The 19,901-nt window shown below is 68.6% G+C and carries 18 protein-coding genes; 12 read left to right on the top strand and 6 right to left on the bottom strand.

Annotated elements, in window-relative coordinates; translation table 11 throughout:
- Positions 1-103: 103 nt before the first annotated feature.
- The 4 genes from ABIN76_RS03015 to ABIN76_RS03000 form a co-directional block, all read right to left on the bottom strand.
- Positions 104-856 (bottom strand): maleylpyruvate isomerase family mycothiol-dependent enzyme, encoded by a 753-nt coding sequence (locus tag ABIN76_RS03015; RefSeq protein ID WP_346958235.1) that lies wholly within the window; start codon positions 854-856, stop codon positions 104-106.
- The gene (locus ABIN76_RS03010) at positions 856-1,692 is read right to left on the bottom strand and encodes a fumarylacetoacetate hydrolase family protein (protein ID WP_346958234.1); all 837 of its coding nucleotides are present in this window, start codon (positions 1,690-1,692) and stop codon (positions 856-858) included. The genes ABIN76_RS03015 and ABIN76_RS03010 overlap by 1 nt, the downstream gene beginning before the upstream one ends.
- Entirely contained in the window at positions 1,689-2,822 is a 1,134-nt protein-coding gene (locus ABIN76_RS03005; RefSeq protein ID WP_346958233.1) for a cupin domain-containing protein, read from the bottom strand. The genes ABIN76_RS03010 and ABIN76_RS03005 overlap by 4 nt, the downstream gene beginning before the upstream one ends.
- Positions 2,823-2,988: 166 nt before the next feature.
- The gene (locus tag ABIN76_RS03000; RefSeq protein WP_346958232.1) at positions 2,989-3,810 is read right to left on the bottom strand and encodes an IclR family transcriptional regulator; all 822 of its coding nucleotides are present in this window, start codon (positions 3,808-3,810) and stop codon (positions 2,989-2,991) included.
- 48 nt (positions 3,811-3,858) lie between these two features.
- Here ABIN76_RS03000 and ABIN76_RS02995 point away from each other — a divergent pair, with 48 nt between their 5' ends.
- The 12 genes from ABIN76_RS02995 to ABIN76_RS02940 all read left to right on the top strand — a co-directional run bounded on the left by ABIN76_RS02995 (position 3,859) and on the right by ABIN76_RS02940 (position 17,464).
- Entirely contained in the window at positions 3,859-5,184 is a 1,326-nt protein-coding gene (locus ABIN76_RS02995) for an aromatic acid/H+ symport family MFS transporter (RefSeq protein WP_346958231.1), read from the top strand.
- Positions 5,177-6,433 carry an FAD-dependent oxidoreductase gene (locus ABIN76_RS02990; protein ID WP_346958230.1) on the top strand — a complete coding sequence of 419 codons (1,257 nt, stop codon included), beginning with the start codon at positions 5,177-5,179 and terminating at the stop codon, positions 6,431-6,433. Before ABIN76_RS02995 ends, ABIN76_RS02990 begins: the two co-directional genes overlap by 8 nt.
- Before the next feature lie 208 nt (positions 6,434-6,641).
- Positions 6,642-7,436, top strand: coding sequence for an IclR family transcriptional regulator (locus ABIN76_RS02985; RefSeq protein WP_346958229.1), 795 nt, complete (start codon positions 6,642-6,644; stop codon positions 7,434-7,436).
- Between the two features lie 293 nt (positions 7,437-7,729).
- Entirely contained in the window at positions 7,730-9,007 is a 1,278-nt protein-coding gene (locus ABIN76_RS02980; protein ID WP_346958228.1) for a cytochrome P450, read from the top strand.
- Positions 9,008-9,012: 5 nt separating this feature from the next.
- The gene (locus ABIN76_RS02975; RefSeq protein WP_346958227.1) at positions 9,013-10,092 is read left to right on the top strand and encodes a PEP/pyruvate-binding domain-containing protein; all 1,080 of its coding nucleotides are present in this window, start codon (positions 9,013-9,015) and stop codon (positions 10,090-10,092) included.
- Between the two features lie 70 nt (positions 10,093-10,162).
- Positions 10,163-12,031 carry a PEP-utilizing enzyme gene (locus tag ABIN76_RS02970; protein WP_346958226.1) on the top strand — a complete coding sequence of 623 codons (1,869 nt, stop codon included), beginning with the start codon at positions 10,163-10,165 and terminating at the stop codon, positions 12,029-12,031.
- Positions 12,032-12,038: 7 nt separating this feature from the next.
- Positions 12,039-12,812, top strand: coding sequence for an SDR family oxidoreductase (locus ABIN76_RS02965; RefSeq protein WP_346958225.1), 774 nt, complete (start codon positions 12,039-12,041; stop codon positions 12,810-12,812).
- 46 nt (positions 12,813-12,858) lie between these two features.
- Positions 12,859-13,179, top strand: a complete 321-nt coding sequence (locus ABIN76_RS02960) for a 2Fe-2S iron-sulfur cluster-binding protein (protein WP_346958224.1) — start codon at positions 12,859-12,861, stop codon at positions 13,177-13,179.
- Between the two features lie 2 nt (positions 13,180-13,181).
- On the top strand, positions 13,182-14,540 hold the full coding sequence (locus ABIN76_RS02955; protein ID WP_346958223.1) for an FAD-dependent oxidoreductase: 1,359 nt from the start codon (positions 13,182-13,184) through the stop codon (positions 14,538-14,540).
- Between the two features lie 33 nt (positions 14,541-14,573).
- Positions 14,574-15,314: an HD domain-containing protein gene (locus tag ABIN76_RS02950; RefSeq protein ID WP_346958222.1), complete on the top strand. Its 741-nt coding sequence runs from the start codon at positions 14,574-14,576 to the stop codon at positions 15,312-15,314.
- Positions 15,311-16,831 carry an aldehyde dehydrogenase family protein gene (locus tag ABIN76_RS02945; protein WP_346958221.1) on the top strand — a complete coding sequence of 507 codons (1,521 nt, stop codon included), beginning with the start codon at positions 15,311-15,313 and terminating at the stop codon, positions 16,829-16,831. Before ABIN76_RS02950 ends, ABIN76_RS02945 begins: the two co-directional genes overlap by 4 nt.
- A gap of 117 nt (positions 16,832-16,948) precedes the next feature.
- Complete coding sequence (locus tag ABIN76_RS02940) at positions 16,949-17,464, top strand: DUF664 domain-containing protein (RefSeq protein WP_346958220.1); 516 nt, start codon at positions 16,949-16,951, stop codon at positions 17,462-17,464.
- Here ABIN76_RS02940 and ggt read toward each other — a convergent pair.
- Positions 17,448-19,274, bottom strand: coding sequence for a gamma-glutamyltransferase (gene ggt / locus ABIN76_RS02935; RefSeq protein WP_346958219.1), 1,827 nt, complete (start codon positions 19,272-19,274; stop codon positions 17,448-17,450). The genes ABIN76_RS02940 and ggt overlap by 17 nt on opposite strands.
- A gap of 88 nt (positions 19,275-19,362) precedes the next feature.
- Positions 19,363-19,857: an NUDIX domain-containing protein gene (locus ABIN76_RS02930; protein ID WP_346958218.1), complete on the bottom strand. Its 495-nt coding sequence runs from the start codon at positions 19,855-19,857 to the stop codon at positions 19,363-19,365.
- Between the last annotated feature and the right edge of the window lie 44 nt (positions 19,858-19,901).

Raw genomic sequence — 19,901 nt, 5'->3', positions numbered from 1 at the left:
AAGTGCCCCCGGACGGAGGCAACCAGGCACGAAAGCGGGAGGCTCCTTCGCCTGAATTGTTCAGGCGAAGGGGCCTCACGCTGGGTCGATCGTTTAGCTAGCCTCAGATCCACTTGGGCGCGGCAGGAACCGTCCCATTCGTTGTACGGGGTCCCACTGCCGTGACGCCGCTGGTGCCGCGGCCGGCGGACCATTCGACGACGGCGGGCAGCGGTCCGGAGACCACCGTGGGGGACGCCGCCGCGGTGTCGCCGAGGGTGAGATCGCGGTCGGTGACCTTGAGCACCAGGTCCTTGTCGGTGCCGCGGGTCTTCCAGGCGCCGGTGATGTCGTTGAGCAGCCGCTCCAGGACAGGAACGGGAATGTCCCGGAAGACGGCCCCGTTGTCCAGGTCCACGGCGTGCATCCAGACTTCCCGGCTGCGCATCCAGACCGTTTCCGTGGCGGGGACTTCCCGGCCCTGGATGGTGCGCACCGTGTGGTGCCAGGCGTCCTCGGGCAGGTCCCGCCATTCGACATTAAGGTGCACGGCCGAGTGGTCGAACAGGTGCCGCAGAGCGATCGGGCTCAGCGTGGCGCCGAAAGCGATCTCGTGGTCCCGGACGTCCGTGGAGGGATACATCGGGGTTTCCACCCCGGTGGCCGCCCACTCGATGAGCCGGGCGATGGCCCGGGCGTTGTAGCCGATGTGCGCCGTGATGTGGCGGCGGGTCCAGCCCGGCAGCAGCGAGTCGCCGTCGAGCTCCGCGTCGGAGAGCTCGTTGAGCTTGCGGGCGAAGAACGCCGTGCCCCGGCGCGCCTGCAGCAAAGCTGCCAGCAGCTCCGGGTCGCGCGTCTGGTCGTGGCGGGCAACCATCAGGCTTCCTTGACCACGCGGTTCTTCAGCTGCCCCAAGCCCTCGATGGTGGTGACCAGGAGCTGGCCCTCCTGCAGGTAGCGCTTCGGGTCCTGGGCGTGGCCCACGCCGCCGGGGGTGCCGGTGGCAATGACGTCGCCGGGGTTCAGCGTGATGATGGTGGAGATGTAGGAGACCAGGAACTCCGGCGCGAAGACCAGGTCGCCGGTGGGGGTCTGCTGCTGAACCTCGCCGTCGACCTCGGAGGTCATCAGCGGGCCGGCGCTGAATTCGTCCGTGGTGACCAGGGCGGGGCCGAACGGGGTGGACTTTTCCCAGGTCTTGCCCTGCAGCCACTGGATGGTGCGGAACTGGTAGTCGCGCATGGAGACGTCGTTCAGCACGGCGTAGCCGGCGATGTGGTCTTTCGCGTCGGCTTCCCTGATCCGGCGGCCGGCCTTGCCGATCACGACGGCGAGCTCGGCTTCCCAGTCGACGGCGTCGGATTCCTGCGGGAGGGCGAGGTCATCGTTGGGCCCGATCAGGGATTCGGCGTACTTGGCGAACAGGGTGGGGAACTCGGGGACTTCCCGGCCCATTTCCTTGATGTGGTTGCGGTAGTTGTGGCCCACGCAGATGATCTTGCCGGGGGAGGGGACGACGGCGTCGAGGTCGGCGCCCTCGAGCGGGTGGGTGGCGCCGGCCGCGTTCTGCGCGATCGCTTCCCAGTCAGCGGAGCGGAGCAGCTCGCCGACGTTGGCGAAGCCGTCTATCTCGGTCAGGGTGTCGCCGTCCTGGCGCACAGCCACGGTGGAAGTGCCGGTGCCGTTTTCGGTGCGGAGGGTGAGGAGTCTCATGCGTTCTTGCGTCCTTCGGTGTAGGTGCGGTTGAAGTTCAGTCGTTCGAAAATGGGGGCATCGCTGAAGCGGAAGAGATCAAATTCGGTGTCCGCCTGCAGCGACCACGCCGCCCAGGACGGGACAACGAACAGGTCGCCCTTCGCGAGGATCCGGGTTTCTCCGTTGAGGACCACGGAGCCGGATCCTTCGAAGACCTGCCAGACGCTCGAGCCCACTTCGTGCAGGGTTTCGGTGGTGGCGCCGGCGCGGAGGCGGTGGAATTCGGCCCGGATGGTGGGCATGACGTCCCCGCCGGTGGTGGGGTTGGTGAAGCGGACGGCGGCGTGGCCCTGGGAGACGGTGGCGGGGTGGCCCTCGTCCTCGAGCAGCAGCTGCTCGCGCAGCGCGCGGTCTGTGTATTCCCAGCGGTAGGCGGCGATGGGGGAGCTGGTCGTGTCGTCCAGTCCGGAGAGCGGGCGCAGGCCCGGGTGGGCCCAGAGCCGCTCGGAGCGGGAGATGTCCGGGGTGGCCTCGTCCGTGACGCGTTCGGTGCCGAACTCGAAGAAGCCGGCGTCAGCGTACTGCACGAACGGGATGTCCAGGCCGTCGATCCAGGCCATCGGCTCATCGGTGTCGTTGTGGTGGCCGTGAAAGTTCCAGCCCGGGGTCAGCAGGAAGTCGCCGCGCGACATCCGGACCGGGTCACCGTTGACGACGGTCCAGACGCCTTCGCCCTCGACGACGAAGCGGAACGCGTTCTGCGAGTGGCGGTGCTCCGGGGCGGTCTCCCGGGCACCGAGGTACTGAATGGCTGCCCACAGCGTGGGGGTGGCGTACGGGGTGCCTGCCAGGCCCGGGTTCGCCAGCGCGATGGCGCGGCGTTCACCGCCGCGGCCCACCGGGACCAGGTCGCCGGCGCGGGCGGCCAGCGGGTACAGGTCGCTCCACCGCCAGACGTGGGGGACCGCCTTCGGGCTGGGGACCATCGGCATCAGGTCCGCGATCTCGGTCCAGAGCGGGATCAGGTTCTCGCGGTCAAAGTCGCGGTACAGCTCCTGCAGCTGGGCAGCCTCTTCGGGCGTGGGCTCCGGAGCGGTGTGGGCTGCAGCCACTGATTCGTGGGTCGTGTTCTCAGCGCTGATGGACACGTGGGCCTCCTCGGTAGGTCAGGACGGTTCTTTGGCGTAGTTCGACCATACGGAGCCGGCGGTGTGACCTCCAACATATTCTGCTGATCAGAATTGCTGCCGAGTCCCGCCTAGGCTGCCCTGCCGGGCGCCCAGCCCTGCCCCGCGCCGGGACCGTGCCGGGTGCTCAGTCCGGCTCGGCGGGATTGGCCGCGATGTCGATCTCCAGCTGCCGGCAGGTCTCCCGCAGGGCCTGGACCAGTCCGGCGTCGAACACCCGGCGGAACCGGGTTGCGGGAGTGGCGACGCTGAGCGCGCCGACGACGTGCCCGTGCCGGTTGTGCAGGGCCATTCCGAGCGCGCTCACTCCTTCCTCGGTGCCCTCGAAGTTGGCGGCGAAGCCGTTGCTGCGGATGGATTCCAGCTCGCGCAGGAAGGCCGGATACTCCGCTGCCGGAATGTTGTCCCCGCCGATCTCGGCGTTGCTGCTGCGGAACAACTGCTCGATCATGGCCGGCTCCAGTTCTGCGAGCATGGCCTTGCCGCCGGAGGTCCTGTTGGCCGGCATCACCGTCCCCTGCCGGTCACCAACCCGCAGGACGCTGTTTCCCTCCACCGTGGCGAGAAAGCGGACTTTGGTGCCCACCCGCACCATCAGGTTCACGGTTTCGTCCAGCCGCGCCGAGAGCAGTTCCATGTGCGGCTGCGCGAGCGTGCGCAGCAGCCTGGTCCACGCCAGCCCGGCCGGCCCGACGCCCATCGCCGGCCCCGGGACGTAGCGGCGCGTCTCATCCTGCACAGCGAACCCCCGGTACACCAGCATGGCCAGCAGCCGGTGGGCAGTGGACGGGGCGACGCCGAGCTCCGCGGCGGCGTCCTTGAGCCGCAGCGCCCCGCCGTCGCGCAGCAGCTGCAGCAGCTGCAGGGCGTTGTCTACGGCCTCGATGGAATAGGTCGGCCGTTTCTGCACGGGCTTCCGGGCGGAGGGAGACGATGGCTTGTTCTGCACATCAGAATTGTATTGTGGTTCACTTAGCGTGGCTAGGACAGTAGTGGCATGAATCACACACCCTCTGTTGCAGCGCCGCAACGGTCCGCGCCGGGGTCTCCCGGCCCCACCGCCGCTGACGGTCCTGCCTCCCGGTTTTCCAAAGCCTCGGCGGCGGCTGTGCTCGTCTGCTGGCTCCTCGTGGTCTTCGACGGCTACGACCTGATTGTCTACGGCACCGTCCAGTCCTCCCTGATCTCCGAGACCGGCTGGGGCCTGAGCAAGGCCACCGCCGGGACCATCGGTTCGATGGCCTTCGTCGGCATGATGATCGGCGCGATCTTCGCCGGCCGGATGGCCGATTCCTGGGGCCGCCGCCGCACCATCCTTGGCTGCGCCATCGGCTTCTCGGTCTTCACCATCCTCTGCGCGTTCGCCCCCAACGCCCCGGTCTTCGGCACCCTCCGGCTCCTGGCCGGCATCGGCCTGGGCGGGCTGGTGCCTTCGGCCAACGCCCTCGTGGCCGAACTGGTCCCCACCAAGTGGCGGTCCACCATCGCGACGCTGATGATGTCCGGCGTGCCGATCGGCGGATCCATCGCCGCCCTCGTCGGGATCCAGCTGATCCCCGCGTTCGGCTGGGAATCGATGTTCCTGGTCGCCGCACTGGCCCTGCTCGTCGTCGTCCCGCTGGGACTGAAATACCTGCCGGAGACCCTCACCCCGGCCACCCCGGCCGAGATAGCGGCCCGCCGGGGCCGTACGCTCAAGGAGCCGGCCGGCTTCTCGTCCCTGCTCCGCGCCCCGTACCTGGGGATCAGCATGCTGTTCGCGCTGGCCACGATCGCCACGCTCTTCGCCTGGTACGGGCTGGGCACCTGGCTGCCGAACCTGATGCAGCTGGCCGGCTACAACCTGGGGTCCGCCCTGACCTTCGCCCTGGCCCTGAACCTCGGGGCGGTGGCCGGCTCGGTCCTCACGGCCTGGGCCGGGACGCGGTTCGGTCCGATCCCGACGGCGATCGCCGCTGCCGCCGTCGCCGCCGGTGCGCTCATGGTCCTCGTGACCGGCCCGTCCGTCACCGTCGTCTACCTCATGCTGGTCCTGGCTGGCGTCGGAACCCACGGCACGCAGTGCCTGATCATCGCCGCCGTCGCCAGCCACTATCCCGGACACCTGCGCGGCACCGCGCTGGGCTGGGCGCTGGGGACGGGCCGCATCGGCGCCGTCGCCGCACCGCAGGTCGGGGGCCTCCTGCTGGCCGCCGGGCTCGGCGTCAATTCCAACTTCCTCGCCTTCGCCGGCGCGGCCGCCATCGCCGCGGTCCTGCTCGTCGTCGTCGGCCTCCAACTCAAATCGAAAATCTCTATCCCGCAAGGAGCAAGCAATGTCTGAGCACGCCACGTCCACCGATGTCCTGGTCATCGGAGGGGGAATGGCCGGACTGGCCGGAGCCCTCGCGCTGCGTGAAAACGGCGCCAACGTCACCCTCGTGGAACGGGCCCCCGAATTCGGCGAGGTCGGCGCGGGGCTGCAGATGGCCCCCAATGCCTCCCGCGTCCTGAAGCGCTGGGGCCTGCTGGAGAAGGCACTGGAAATCGGTGTCCAGCCCAAGCACCTGGTCTTCCGCGATGCCGTCACCGGCGAGGAACTCACCCGCCAGAGTCTCGGCGGGGAGTTCGCGGACCGCTACGGCGCACCCTACGTCGTGATCCACCGCAGCGACCTGCACCGCGTCCTGCTCGAAGGCTGCGAGGCCGCCGGCGTCAAGCTGGTCAACGACGTGATGGTCGAGAGCGTTGAAACCGTCAACGGCCGCGGCGTGGCCCACACCGCCGCGGGAGTGGACTACGCGGCCGACGTCGTGATCGGCGCCGACGGGCTCCGCTCCACCTTGCGCCCGCTCGTGACCAACGACGAGCCCGTCTCCTCGGCCTACGTCGCCTACCGCGGCACCGTCCCGATCACCGAGGACACCCCCAAGGCCGACCTCGAGGACGTCATCGTCTACCTCGGCCCGGACTGCCACCTGGTGCAGTACCCGCTGCGCAAGGGCGAGCTGCTGAACACCGTGGCCGTCTTCAAGTCGCCGTCCTTCGAGCGCGGCGAGGAACAGTACGGGGGTGTGGACGAGCTCGAGGCTGCCTACAAGGACTGCGTCCCGGCCGTCCAGGAAGCGCTGAAGAACCTGGCCACCGGCATCCGCTGGCCCATGTACGACCGTGACCCGATCGAAAACTGGGTTGCCGGCCGCATGGTGCTGATGGGCGACGCCGCCCACCCCATGCTCCAGTACCTCGCCCAGGGCGCCTGCCAGGCGCTGGAGGACGCCGCCGCGCTGCAGGACGCGAGCCTGGGCACCGTCTTCACCGAGGACGGTGCCAACCCCGAGGCCTGGGACGGCGCGATCCGGGAGTTCAACACCATCCGCGCCGGCCGCACCGCCCGGGTCCAGCGCACTGCCCGCGTCTGGGGCGAATCCTGGCACGTCTCCGGACTGGCCCGGACGCTGCGCAACCTGCTCTTCAAGAGCCGGAAGGACAACGACTTCCAGTACAACGACTGGCTGTACGGCCAGGACGGCGACGGCGTGCCCGCGGTCCGCGAGGCCCAATCCCGCCTGGCGGACCGGATCCCCGCCTAGGCAAACCCCGACGCGGGGTCACCTAGCGCCCATTCCGGAGCCCCGGATGGACGCTACGTGACCCCGCGTTGCGTGTTCGGAGCACCGGACCAACCCGGTCCGGACTAGACTCGCTTCATTTTGGTGCACGGCCGACAGGGGGCCGGACGGACGCCGGCCGACCGGCGGCCGGGACCGGGCCGGATGAGCCCTCGACAAGGAGGTCAGGATGGTTGGCGGCAGCAGCGAACCCGGCAGGTCCGTGACCTCGAAAGTGCTCTCCATCCTGGAAGCCTTCGAGACGTCCCGAGGTGCCCTCAGCCTGACCGGGATTGCAGAGAAATCGGGGCTGCCGCTGAGTACGGCCCACCGGCTGGTCACCGAACTCACCGCGTGGGGACTCCTGTCCCGGGAGCCGAACGGGCGCTACCAGCTCGGTATCCGGCTGTGGGAGCTGGCGCAGAACACGGGGAGGCAGTTGCGTGACGCGGCCCGGCCCTACGTGCAGGACTTGTTCTCACTCACGGGGGAAACCGCGCACCTGGCGGTCCGGGCCGGACACGAGGTCCTTTACATCGACCGCGTTTACGGTTCAAAACGGGTGCCGCGGGCCTCCCGGGTCGGCGGCCGGTTGCCCATGCACGCGACCGCCGTCGGCAAGGTGATCCTGGCGTACGAGCAGGACTGGGTCCGCGACGCGTACCTGAACCGGCAGCTGGAGCGGCACACCGCCCACACCCATGTGGACCCCAAAAAGCTGGCGGCGGGACTGGCCAAGATCCGGGAGCAGGGGTACGCCACCACGCTGGAGGAAGTCCGGCTGGGCTCCTGCTCGATCGCGGTCCCGGTTTTCCACACCGGCAGGATCGGCGCCTCCATCGGCCTGGTACTTCCCACCAGCCAGGCCGCCACCATGACCCGGCACCTCCCCGTCCTGCGGGGCATCGCCGCCCAGATCGAGCGCGCCACCGCGCGGATCCCGCTCGAAACGCTGCTGGGAAGCCACGTCGCCGGCACCAACTGAGCGGAGTCCGGGCTGAGCCGGTCCGGGAGGGTCCGTCCGGGGGCCCTTTGGCGGCAATGTTCGACGTCGGCGGCTAGTTTGGCGGCGTGTCCGTGTCGAAGTGCCCCCGGACCGCTGGCAGCACCCGGGCCGGACCCTGCCCAGGCGGAGCGCGTTAACCGGGCGTGAAACCAACTGCCTTCCGCCCAGTGGAAGCAGACACTGTCCGACGGGAGTGACGCGGGCCACACTGGGAGATAAGAACCCCGGCATGCACTGGCGCTGCCGGCGGGACCGAAAACCTAGGAGCTTAGATGTCACCCTCGACGGAAACGGCCGGCCGCTGTCCCTTTGGCCACGGCGCCGAAGCCCCCGCAGGGCACCACGGCTATGAGCCGTTCCAGATGAAGGATCCGTTTCCCGCCTACGCTGAACTCCGGACCGAGCAGCCCGTGATGTTCGACGAGCGGGTGGGCCTCTACGTCGTCTCCCGCTATGACGACATCAAGGCCGTCTTTGAGGATTGGGAGACCTTCTCCAGCGAAAATGCCCAGGCCCCGGTCCGCGAGCGCGGCGCTGCGGCGAAGAAGATCATGGAAGAGGGCGGGTTCACCGCCTACTCGGGCCTGTCGGCGCGGCGCCCGCCGGAGCACACCCGCATCCGCGCCGTGGTCCAGAAAGCCTTCACGCCGCGCCGCTACAAGGCGCTGGAACCGTTCATCCGGCAGAACGTCGTCGACCTGCTGGAGAAGATGCTGGCCCACCCGGAACACCGCGGCGACATGGTCAAGGACCTCGCGTACGACGTCCCCACCATCACCATCCTCACCCTGATCGGCGCGGATGTCTCCCAGGTGGACACCTTCAAGCGCTGGAGCGATTCCCGCGCGGCGATGACCTGGGGCGACCTCAGCGACGAGGAGCAGATCCCGCACGCCCACAACCTGGTGGAGTACTGGCAGGAATGCCTCCGCCTGGTGAAGGTGGTCCACGAGGAGGGCGGCGACAACCTCACCGCGGACCTGGTGAAGGCGCAGCAGGAGGGTGCCGAGATCTCCGACCACGAGATCGCCTCCGTCCTGTACAGCCTGCTTTTCGCCGGCCACGAGACCACCACCACGCTGATCTCCAACGCCCTCCGTGAGCTCCTGGCCCGCCCCGGCCAGTGGAAGCAACTGGTCGAGGACCCCAAGAAGATTCCGGCCGCCATCGACGAGGTGCTCCGCTACGCCGGCTCGATCGTCGGCTGGCGGCGCAAGGCGCTCAACGACACCGAAGTCGGCGGGGTCCCGATCGAGGAAGGCGCGCAGCTGCTGCTCCTGATGGGCTCTGCCAATCGTGACGAGAACAAGTTCGACGCCGGCGAGGACTTCGACATCAGCCGCCCCAACGCCCGCGAGCACCTCTCCTTCGGGTTCGGCATCCACTACTGCCTGGGCAACATGCTCGCCAAGCTCCAGGCCAAGATCGCCCTTGAGGAAGTGGCCCGGCTCGCCCCGGAACTGCAGCTGGAGAACCCGGAAGCCATCACCTTCCGCGAAAACCTCTCCTTCCGCGTCCCCGAGACCGTCCCTGTCAGCTGGAAGGCCTAAGGAATATGCAAAGCAACGAATACATCCAGTTCTTCGACGGCGGCATTGAACCGAAGCTCGAGAACCTCGGCGGCAAGGGCGCGTCCCTGGTCACCATGACTGCCGCCGGCATGCCCGTCCCGCCGGGCTTCGTGGTCACCACCGCGCAGTTTGACGCCTTTATGCAGGAAGCAGGCATCACCCGGCATATTCACCAGCTCTTGGCCGACCTCGACCCCGAGGACATGGGCCAGGTGGATAAGGTCTCGGCCGCCATCCGCGAGGACATCTGCTCCCGCCCGGTGCCGCAAGCCCTGCGCGAGCTCACCGTCGGCGCCTACGAGGCCCTGATGTCCCGTTTCAAGGCGCCCGTGCCGGTGGCCGTGCGCTCCAGCGCCACCGCCGAGGACCTCCCGGACGCCTCCTTCGCCGGCCAGCAGGACACCTACCTCTGGCTGAACGGCGTCAAGGCCGTCACAGATCACATCCGGCAGTGCTGGGCATCGCTGTTCACCTCCCGCGCCATCATTTACCGGCTGAAGAACAACATCCCCAGCGAGGGCCTCTCGATGGCCGTCGTGGTGCAGAAGATGGTCAACGCCCGCGTCTCCGGCGTCGCGATCACCATGGACCCCACCAACGGCGACCGCTCCAAGATCACCATCGACTCCTCCTACGGCGTCGGCGAGATGGTGGTCTCAGGCCAGGTCACCCCGGACAACATCATGCTGGACAAGGTCACCTTGGCGGTCATCTCCGAACACCTTGGCGACAAGCACGCCGAACTCGTCCCGGACGCCGTTGCCGGCCGCCTGGTGGAGCGGGAAGTCGACGCCGAACGCCGCGGCCGGCGCAGCCTCAGCGACGCTGAACTCAGCGCCGTGGCGCTGATGGCCAAGCGCGCGGAGAAACACTACAAGTGCCCGCAGGACATCGAGTGGGCCCTTGACACGGACCTGCCGGACGGTGCGAACCTGCTCCTGCTGCAGTCCCGCCCGGAGACCGTGCACTCCTCCAAGCCCGCCGTCGTCACGGCCCCGCAACCGGTGGTCGCTGGAGGCTTCTTCAGCGGATTCAGCGCCGGGACGCCCAAGGCGTCCGCCTAGTACCCGCTAATGCCCCCCGTTCCGCCCTCCCACCACGGCTCGACGATGAGCCCGCCTTGAAAGGACCGCCATGTCCCTGAAGTCCTTCCCCAAACCCTCCGAGCTTGCGGTCCCCGCCGGCGCCGAGGGCTGGGAAAAGATCTACCCGTATTACCTGGTCTTCCAGGACAAGCTCAAAGAGCAGGAGGACGCCAAGTTCTGGTTCTGCGACAGCCAGCACTGGCCCACAGTGTTCAAGCCCTTCGAGACCATCGGCGGCGAATTCGCGGTCAAGTGCCTGGGCCAGTACAACGCCCGGCATCTGATGATCCCGAACGCCAACGGCATCGAATTCAGGGTGCACCTGGGCTACCTGTACATGTCGCCCATCCCGGTCCCCGAGGACCAGATCGCCGCGCGGGTCCCCCTGTTCGAGCAGCGCGTGGGCCACTACTTCCAGAACTGGGACCAGTTGCTCAAGCAGTGGCACGTCAAGGTCAAGGGCACCATCGACGAGATGGAAACCATCTCCTTCCCCAAGCTCCCGGACGTTGTCCCGATGGAGGATATCCTCTCCGGCAAGGGCAAGGACGGCTCCGAAAAGCTGCTGGAAAGCTACGACCGGCTGATCCAGCTGGCCTACCAGAACTGGCAGTACCACTTCGAGTTCCTCAACCTCGGCTACATCGCCTACCTGGACTTCTTCAACTTCTGCAAGCAGGTCTTCCCCAACATCCCCGACCAGTCGATCGCCACCATGGTGCAGGGCGTGGACATGGAGCTGTTCCGTCCGGATGATGAGCTCAAGCAGCTCGCCAAGCTCGCCGTCGAACTCGGGCTGCAGTCCCGCTTCGGCAACACCGACGACGTCGAGGCCACCCTGGCTGCGATCGCCGCCGCCCCCGACGGGGACCGCTGGATTGCCCAGTACGAGGCCGCCAAGGACCCGTGGTTCAACTTCACCGTAGGCAATGGCTTCTACGGCCACGACAAGTACTGGAACGAACACCAGGAAATCCCGCTCGGCTACATCGCGGACTACATCCGGCGGGTGGACGAGGGCCAGGAAATCATGCGCCCGATCGAGGCCCTGATCATCGAACGCGACCGCATCATCGAGGAATACCGGGAACTGCTGGAGGGCGAGAACCAGTCGCTCTTCGACGCCAAGCGCCGGCTCGCCGGCACCGCCTACCCGTACGTGGAGAACCACAACTTCTACATCGAGCACTGGACCATGGGCGTCTTCTGGCGCAAAATCCGCGAGCTCAGCCGGATGATGCAGGCCGAGGGGTTCTGGACCGAACCCGACGATCTCCTGTACCTGGGCCGCAACGAGGTCCGCGATGCGCTCTTCGACCTCGTCACCGGCTGGGGCGTCGGCGCGAAGCCGATCGGCCCGGACTACTGGCCGGAGGAGATCGAACGCCGCCGCGGGATCGTGGACGCGCTGAAGACGGCGCGGCCGGCGCCCGCGCTGAACACCCCGCCGGAGATCATCACCGAACCGTTCACCCGGATGCTCTGGGGCATCACCACCGAGCAGGTCCAGCAGTGGCTGGGTGCCGGCGAAGCGGTGGAGGGCGGCGGCCTGCGCGGTATGGCGGCATCACCGGGCATCGTGGAGGGGCTGGCCCGCGTCGTCACGGACGCCGACCAGCTCTCCGAAGTGCAGCAGGGCGAAATCCTGGTCGCGACCGTCACGGCACCGTCCTGGGGCCCGATCTTCGGCAAGATCAAGGCAACGGTCACTGACATCGGCGGCATGATGAGCCACGCGGCGATCGTCTGCCGGGAATACGGGCTCCCGGCCGTAACCGGGACCGGCTCCGCGTCCACCACGATCAAGACGGGGCAGCGGCTGCGGGTGGACGGCACCAAGGGGACCGTCCAGATCCTCGACACCGAAGACCAACTGGTCGTCGCCGGGCCCGGGGCGCACAGCCACAGCCATGTCTGATCCGACGATGACCCCGGCAGAAAACGGGAGCGGGCGCCAGCCGGCCCGCACCGTCCTGATCACCGGTGCCGCCGGCGGGCTGGGCCGGGCGTTCGCGCTCGGCTTCGCCCGCCGCGGCTACCGCGTGGCGCTGGCCGACGTGAACCTGGCCGGTGCGGAGGAAACGGCCAAGCTGGTCCTGGACACCGGGGCCGAAGCTGCCGCCTTCCACGCGGACGTCACCAGCCTCGACTCCACCGAGGCCCTCGCGAAAAGCTGCGCGGACTTCGGCGGCGGAAGCATCGACGTCGTGCTCAACAACGCGGCGGTGTACGCCGGGGTGACCCGGAGCCCGTTCGAGGACATCGACCCGGCCGAATGGGACCTGGTGATGAACGTCAACCTCAAGGGCCCCTGGCTCGTCACCCGCGCGGCGAGCCCGTACCTGCCCGAGGGCGGGCGCGTCATCAACCTCTCCAGCGCCACGATCTTCAGCGGCTCGGAGCAGTGGCTGCACTACGTCGCCTCGAAAGGCGGTGTGGTGGCCCTGACCCGGGTGCTCGCCAAGGAACTGGGCCGCCGGGGGATTACCGTCAACGCGATCGCCCCCGGCTTCACCCTCACCGAAGCCAGCTACGGGCTGATGGAGAACGCCGAGAACTACGGCGTGGACCGGGGTGCCATCAAGCGGGCCAGCCAGCCGGAGGACATCGTGGGTGCGGCGCTTTTCCTGGCCGGCCCGGACAGTTCCTACTACACCGGCCAGACCATGGTGGTCGACGGCGGCCGCCAGTTCATCTGAGCGCCGGCTCCAACTTTCCAAGCGACTTTCTACCCAAGGAGGACCAATGCCAACGGTTCATTTCACCGACGCCGACGGCGCCGTCCGCGACGTGCAGGGCAACCCCGGGGATTCCGTCATGGAGACCGCGGTGCGCAACGGCGTCCCCGGCATCGTGGCCGAATGCGGCGGCTCGCTGTCCTGCGCCACCTGCCACGTCTTTGTCCGCGAGGACTGCCTCGCGGAGCTTCCACCGATGGAGGACATGGAGGACGAGATGCTCTACGGCACGGCCGTGGACCGCGAGGACAACTCGCGGCTGTCCTGCCAGCTGCGCCTGACGGACGAGCTCGAACTGTTCGTCACCACCCCGGAAACCCAGGTGTAGCCGTGGAAACCCACGTTGCCGCGGCGCAGCAGCCGTCCGCCGAAACGGCCGGCGCAGCCGGTCCCGACACTGCAAGCCCCACCCGCACCGGCCTGCTGATCATCGGCGCCAGCCAGTCCGGCGTCCAGCTCGCCGTGTCGCTGCGCGCGCTCGGCTTCGACGAGCACATCACCCTGCTCGGCGACGAGGACCACCGGCCCTACCAGCGCCCGGCCCTGTCCAAGGAGTTCCTGCAGGGCACGGTGGAGAGCGAATCCCTGATCTTCCGCTCCAACGAGTACTGGGCCGAGCACAATGTGGAGCTGGTCAAGGGCGAATACATCGTCCGGATCGAGAAGGACGCGGACGGGTCGGGGGTGGCCCATTCCTCCTCCGGCCGGCAGTTCCCCTTCGCGCGGCTCGCCCTCACCGTAGGCGCCCGCGCCCGAAAACTGGAGATTGAGGGCGGGGACCTCGACGGGGTGCTCTACCTGCGCAACGCCGACGACGCCCTGGCGCTCAAGGCCCGGGTGGGGGATGCCAGCGACGTGGTGGTGATCGGCGGCGGATTCATCGGCCTCGAAGCCGCGTCCAGCCTGCAAAAGATGGGCAAGAACGTCACCGTTCTCGAATTCGGTCCACGGTTGGTGGGCCGCGCCGTCGGCGAGGAAACCGCCGAGTACTTCCTGCAGGCCCACCGTGCACGGGGCCTGGACATCCGGCTGAACACGAGTGCCAAACGGTTCACCGCAGGCGGCGCCGCCGGTGACAACGCCGCGGCCGACGGTCGCAGGGCCGTCGCCGGCGTCGAACTCCAGGACGGCACGGTGCTTCCGGCGCAGATCGTGCTGGTCGGCATCGGCGTCATCCCCAACACCCAGCTGGCCGAACAGCTTGGCCTGGCCGTGGACAACGGGATTGTCGTGGACCGCTTCGCGCTGGCCTCGGACGGGACCACGGTGGCCATCGGCGACTGCGCCAACATGCCCAACCCGGTCCCCGGCTCGGAACCGGGGGAGCGGATCCGGCTCGAGAGCGTCAACAACGCGATCGAGCACGCCAAGGTGGCCGCCTACTCGCTCACCGGGCGGCGCGAGGAATACGCCGGCATCCCCTGGTTCTGGTCCAACCAGGCCGACCTCAAACTCCAGATCGCTGGACTCTGCAGCGGCTACGACCAGACGGTGCTGCGGCAGGACCAGGAACGAGGCAAGTTCAGCGTGCTCTACTACCGGCAGGGCCGGATCATCGCCGCGGACTGCGTCAACGCCCCGCTCGACTTCATGGCGGTCAAGAACGCCCTCGCCAAAGGCCTGAACATCCCCGCCGACGCCGCCGCGGACCCGGCCACACCCCTCAAAACGATCACCACGGACAGCTAGCCGCCTGCGGCTGGCCCCACCCGAAGGAGCACTATGACCACCCCCAAGACCCCGGTTGCCGACGCCGCCAATGCGAATCCGGTTTCCGACGCCGCGGCTACGGACTTCGCCGCCGCCTACCCGGTCCGGCCGATTCCGGCCCCGGGACCGGTGGACACGGCCCCAATCGCCACCACCCCCGCGGCCCTCGAGGAACTGGACGGACTCTGGCGGGCAGTAGTGCACGAGACACGCACCCGCGGCAACGACATTCACCTGCCGATCTCGCTCGCCTTCGCGGAGCGGCTCTGCCGGGCCTATCCAGAAGCGGACGCCGAACTGGTCAGGGTGGCCACCGTGCTGCACGATACCGGCTGGGCCCACGTGGACGAATCCCGGATCATCTCCGAAGGCTTCGCCGGGGACTGGCGCAAGGCCGCCATCCGGTACGAACACGAAAAGCAGGGCTGCGACGTCGCCCGCCGGGTGTTGCCGGACCTGGGCTACCACGCCGACTTCATCGAGCGCGTCTGCGCGATCATTGACGGGCATGACACCCGCCCCGTGGCCTATTCGCTGGAGGATGCGCTGATGCGCGACGCCGACCGGCTGTGGCGCTTCGACCAGGCAGGGATCGCCCTGGCCTCCTCCTGGTTCAAGATGGACCCGGCCACCTACACCGAGCGGCTGACCTCGGAAATCGTGCCCGAGCTCATCACCCAGGCCGCGTTCGACATGGCCACCGCCGATCTGGACCGCTCCACCGCCCTGCTCAAGACGGCGGTCATCCGATGACCGCCGCCACGCACGAGGCCCACGCCCTGGCCGCCCGCGCCGCGCTCAACCTGCCCTACACCCACGTGGACGACCTCTTCATCGACGGCGCCTGGATCCCGGCACGCGGCAGCGGACGGAACCCGGTGACGGACCCCGCCACCGGCGAAGTCTGGGGCTCCGTGCCGGACGGCACCGCCGAAGACGTCGACGCCGCCGTCGCCTCCGGACGCCGGGCTTTCGACGCCGGCGACTGGCCGCGGCTGGCGCCGTCGGTCCGCGCCGCATACCTGCTGCGCATCGCCGACGAAGTCGAGAAGCGGGCCGGGGAGCTGTCCCTGATGAACACCCGCGAGAATGGCTCGCCGGTGTCTGAGTCCGCCGGGGCTGCCGCCAACGCCGCTGGGATTCTCCGCTACTTCGCCACCCTGGCCGAATACCTGGAGCGGGAGGACGTACGGGCCTTCCCCAATGGCGGCGGGGAATCTGTCGTTCGGCGCGAACCGGTGGGCGTGTGCGCCCTGATCGCACCGTGGAACTTCCCGATCAACCTCGTGGTCATCAAGCTCGCCCCCGCGCTGCTGGCCGGCTGCACCGTGGTGATCAAGCCGGCGTCGCCCACCCCGCTGTCCCTCCGGGTGGTCATCGACGCGGTGGCCGCGGCCGGAGTCCCGGCCGGCGTCGTCAACCTTGTCACCGGATCCGGCCGGCTGGGGGACGAGCTGGTGAAGCACCCCGGCGTGGACAAGGTGGCGTTCACGGGTTCCACACCGGTTGGCCGGAAGATCGCGGCGGCCTGCGGAGAGCTGTTGCGCCCTGTCACCCTGGAACTCGGCGGAAAATCCAGTGCGATTGTGCTGCCGGACGCAGACCTGGACGCAATGTCCAAGGTGCTGATCCGCTCCTGCCTGCGCAACACCGGGCAGACCTGCTACATCTCGACCCGGATCCTGGCCCCCGCCAGCAGGTACGAGGAAGTCGTGGACATGGTCACCGCCACGATTGCGGCGGCCAAGCAGGGCGACCCGCTGGAGCCTGACACGGTGTTTGGCCCGTGCGCCACGGAGTCCCAGTACCGGACCGTGCTGGAATACGTGGAGTCCGGCCTGGCAGAAGGCGCCCGTGCCACGACCGGCGGGCGCGCGGCGTCCCTGAGCGGCGGGCTGGAAGGCGGCTACTTTGTCGAGCCGACCGTGTTCGCCGACGTCACCCCTGAAATGCGGATCGCGCGCGAGGAGATCTTCGGCCCGGTCATCTGCATCCTGAAGTACAACGACGCGGGAGGCAGCGCCGAGGAAGCGGTGGCGTTGGCCAACAACACCGAGTTCGGCCTGGGCGGACTGGTGTTCGGCTCCGACGCCGGGACCGCGTTTGCGGTGGCGGATCGGATGGACACCGGTTCGGTGGGCATTAATTTCTTCGCATCCAACCACGCGGCGCCCTTTGGCGGCCGGCACGATTCCGGCCTCGGCACCGAGTATGGCATCGAGGGCCTGAACGCCTACCTCAGCTACAAGTCGATCCACCGGAAGGTGTAGGGGTTGCTCTATCACTTATGGTCCCTCTGCGACGCCCGGAACGGCCCGAAGTGATAGCGCAACCGGTTCCGTCCGTGCCAGCATGGGGCGCAGCGACTATCCATCGGAGGCACTGCAATGAAAGCCAACGAACTGCTGCTTGACGGTTTTGGCAGGATCCGCGAAATCGTGGCCACAACGCTTGAAGGCATCGACCCGGAGGCGCTGGCGCGGAGGCTGGGAGATCACACCAACCCGATCGCCTGGCTGGTCTGGCACCTCGGCCGCGGGGAGGATGCGCAGGTCGCGGCGGCTGCCGGCCTGGAACAGGTGTGGACGTCGCAGGGGTTCGCCGGACGTTTTGATCTCCCACTCCCGGACCAGGACACCGGCTACGGCCACACCCGGAGCCAGGTCGACGCCGTGCAGGCCCCTCCCGAGCTGCTGCTCGCCTACTACGACGCCGTCCACCGGCAGACCGTCGAATTCCTGGCTTCCCTCAGCGACGAGGACCTGGACCGCGTCGTCGACACCCGCTGGAAGCCGCCGGTCACGCTCGGGGTGCGGTTGGTCAGCATCCTGGCCGACTGCCTCCAGCACGCGGGGCAGGCCGCCTACGTGAAGGGTGCCGGCGCGGCTACCGTGACCGGTTGAGCACCATCGCCGAGCCGCCGCCGCGCCGGACCGGCTCCGCCGCGGCCACCATCCTGCCGCCCGGACCGAACTCGATCGCGGTTGCTGCGCCGATCTCCGCCGCCGACGTGAACGCATCCCCGGACGGTGTGAACTGATGGCCGAACGGCGTCAGCTCGCTGCCGTACGCGGCGATGAACGACGGCTCCGCTGTGACCTTGGCCGTGTTCCGCTGCGAGGCGCGGGGTGCGGCGATCGCCTCGGAGATGGTCATGCCCAGGTCCACCCGGTTCAGGATGGTCTGCAGCACCGTCGTGATGATCGTCGACCCGCCCGGCGAGCCGAGCGCAACGAACGGGGCCCCGTCCTTCAGGATGATGGTCGGCGCCATCGAGGAGCGCGGCCGCTTGTTGGGCTCGATCCGGTTCGGATCCTTCGGGTCGTACACGGTGGAGAAGTCGGTCAGTTCGTTGTTGAGCAGGAACCCGCGGCCGGGTACCACCATGCCGGAGCCGCCGGTCTGCTCGATGGTCAGCGTGTACTCGGCCACGTTGCCCCACCGGTCCGCGATCGTCAGGTTGGTCGTGGAGATGTTCTCGGTGTCCTTCTCCTCGGCGGGCGCCACGGTCGACGCCGGGCACACGCCGTCGAACGCGGCCACATTCCCCGGTGCGACCGGCTTGGCCGCGGCGTGCTGCGGGTCGATCTGGCAGGCGCGTTCCTTGCCGAAGAGCGGGTCGGTGAGGGCGGCTGTCGGCACGTCCACCTGCGCCGGGTCGCCCACGTACTTGCCCCGGTCGGCGAACGCCAGGGCACTGGCTTCCAGGTAGTGGTGCAGGGCGCCGGCCCGGGACATTCCGGAGAGATTGGCCGGGTCCAGGATGTTCAACGCCTCGCCCACCGTGGTGCCGCCACTGCTGGAGGGTGCCATGCCGTAGACGTCCAGGCCGCGGTAGTTCACGTGGGTGGGGGCCTGGTCCACCGCGCGGTAGGCGGCGAGGTCGGCCGTGGTCATAAACCCGGCCGGGACGGGCAGCCCGGTGCCGGCGGCCTTCAGCGGTGCCTGCACGGCGGCGGCGATCTCGGCCGCGAGCGGGCCGGTGTAGAAGCCGTCCGTGCCCTGCTGCGCGAGGAGCCGGTAGGTGGCGGCCAGGTCATGGTTCTGGAAAATACTGCCGACGGCGGGGGCGTCGCCGCCGGGCAGGAACAGGCTGCTGGTCGCGGGGAACGCCGCGAAGCGGGCCTTGTTGTCGAGCGTCTGCTGGCGGAACGTATTGTCCACCACGAAGCCGCGGGTGGCGACCTTGATGGCCGGCTTCAGGGCCTCGCCCAGGCTCAGGCTTCCCCAGCGCTTGAGGGCCCGTTGCCAGGTGGCCGGGGTGCCCGGGACACCCACGGCGACCCCGCTCGTGACGAGGTCGGGGGTGAAACGGCAGGGCTTCCCGGCTGCCGGATCGATGAACGCATCGTGCGGCATCGCGGCCGGCGCGGTTTCGCGCCCGTCGATCGTGCCGACCTGGCCGGATTTGGCGTCGTAGTAGACGAAGTAGCCGCCGCCGCCGACTCCGGCGCTGTAGGGTTCGGTGACGCCGAGGGTCGCGGCCGCGGCCACGGCGGCGTCCGCGGCGTTGCCGCCCTTGCGGAGCACCTCAAGTGCCGCGGCCGAGGCCTCCGGATCCACCGTGCTGACGGCGCCGCCGTAGCCGCTGGCCGTGGGGGTCTTCTGGGTCTCGCGGGGATCCGCGAACGCGGGGCTGGCAACGGCCCCGCCTGCCACGCTCAAGGCCAGTGCCGCCGTGACGGCGGACAGCCGACGTCCTACATGTTGCATATGCTCGCTCCAGGGCTAGGGCCGTAAGTATCTGACAGTTCCTGTCACACTACCCGGGCGCTTTGTGACATTTCAATGAAATAAGGTGTCACATTTGTGATGGGGCTGCCCAGCCGACGTCCCGGAGGTGTGCCAGGAGGGCGTCGAGGACCGGGAGCTGGCCGCGCACCAGTTTGCGCCGCGCCTCCGCCTCCCCGCACCAGGCGGCGTCGTCAATCTCGGGGTAGCTGCGGACCACGCCGGAGCCCTTTGGCCATTCCAGCTCAAAGGTGTTGCTCACCACCCGTTCCGGCCGGAAATCGGCTTCGGCGGCGAAGACTGTGACGACCTTGCCGGAAGCTTGCCGGAAACTGCCCAGCGGGAAGTAGCCGGCGTCGGGCGGCGCCGTGCCCATTTCCTCGGTAAACTCGCGCCGCGCGGCCGCCAGGGCATCCTCGTCCGCGGTGTACTCGCCCTTCGGGATGGACCAGGCGGCCGCGTCCTTGCGGGCCCAGAACGGACCGCCCATGTGGGCGATCCAGAATTCCGGCTGCGACTGCGCTCCCCGCCGGTACAACAGGAGGCCTGCGCTGCGGACGCTCATGCGGACTCCGTTCCACGGGCACCCGGCGCGCGGCGTGGCGGTGC

The organism is uncultured Arthrobacter sp., assembly GCF_964021775.1.
Lineage (GTDB): Bacteria > Actinomycetota > Actinomycetes > Actinomycetales > Micrococcaceae > Arthrobacter.
The sequence above is the reverse complement of the archived record's forward strand: the minus strand, read 5'-3'. Positions and strand labels throughout refer to the sequence as shown.

Excerpts from the sequence above, each read along its gene's own strand:
- ABIN76_RS02980 (WP_346958228.1), top strand. The coding sequence starts at position 7,730 with ATGTCACCCTCGACGGAAACGGCCGGCCGCTGTCCCTTTGGCCACGGC.
- ABIN76_RS03015 (WP_346958235.1), bottom strand. The coding sequence starts at position 856 with ATGGTTGCCCGCCACGACCAGACGCGCGACCCGGAGCTGCTGGCAGCT.
- ABIN76_RS02990 (WP_346958230.1), top strand. The coding sequence starts at position 5,177 with ATGTCTGAGCACGCCACGTCCACCGATGTCCTGGTCATCGGAGGGGGA.
- ABIN76_RS02930 (WP_346958218.1), bottom strand. The coding sequence starts at position 19,857 with ATGAGCGTCCGCAGCGCAGGCCTCCTGTTGTACCGGCGGGGAGCGCAG.
- ABIN76_RS02995 (WP_346958231.1), top strand. The coding sequence starts at position 3,859 with ATGAATCACACACCCTCTGTTGCAGCGCCGCAACGGTCCGCGCCGGGG.
- ABIN76_RS03010 (WP_346958234.1), bottom strand. The coding sequence starts at position 1,692 with ATGAGACTCCTCACCCTCCGCACCGAAAACGGCACCGGCACTTCCACC.
- ABIN76_RS02975 (WP_346958227.1), top strand. The coding sequence starts at position 9,013 with ATGCAAAGCAACGAATACATCCAGTTCTTCGACGGCGGCATTGAACCG.
- ABIN76_RS02985 (WP_346958229.1), top strand. The coding sequence starts at position 6,642 with ATGGTTGGCGGCAGCAGCGAACCCGGCAGGTCCGTGACCTCGAAAGTG.
- ABIN76_RS02940 (WP_346958220.1), top strand. The coding sequence starts at position 16,949 with ATGAAAGCCAACGAACTGCTGCTTGACGGTTTTGGCAGGATCCGCGAA.
- ABIN76_RS02970 (WP_346958226.1), top strand. The coding sequence starts at position 10,163 with ATGTCCCTGAAGTCCTTCCCCAAACCCTCCGAGCTTGCGGTCCCCGCC.
- ABIN76_RS02965 (WP_346958225.1), top strand. The coding sequence starts at position 12,039 with ATGACCCCGGCAGAAAACGGGAGCGGGCGCCAGCCGGCCCGCACCGTC.
- ggt (WP_346958219.1), bottom strand. The coding sequence starts at position 19,274 with ATGCAACATGTAGGACGTCGGCTGTCCGCCGTCACGGCGGCACTGGCC.
- ABIN76_RS02960 (WP_346958224.1), top strand. The coding sequence starts at position 12,859 with ATGCCAACGGTTCATTTCACCGACGCCGACGGCGCCGTCCGCGACGTG.
- ABIN76_RS02950 (WP_346958222.1), top strand. The coding sequence starts at position 14,574 with ATGACCACCCCCAAGACCCCGGTTGCCGACGCCGCCAATGCGAATCCG.
- ABIN76_RS02945 (WP_346958221.1), top strand. The coding sequence starts at position 15,311 with ATGACCGCCGCCACGCACGAGGCCCACGCCCTGGCCGCCCGCGCCGCG.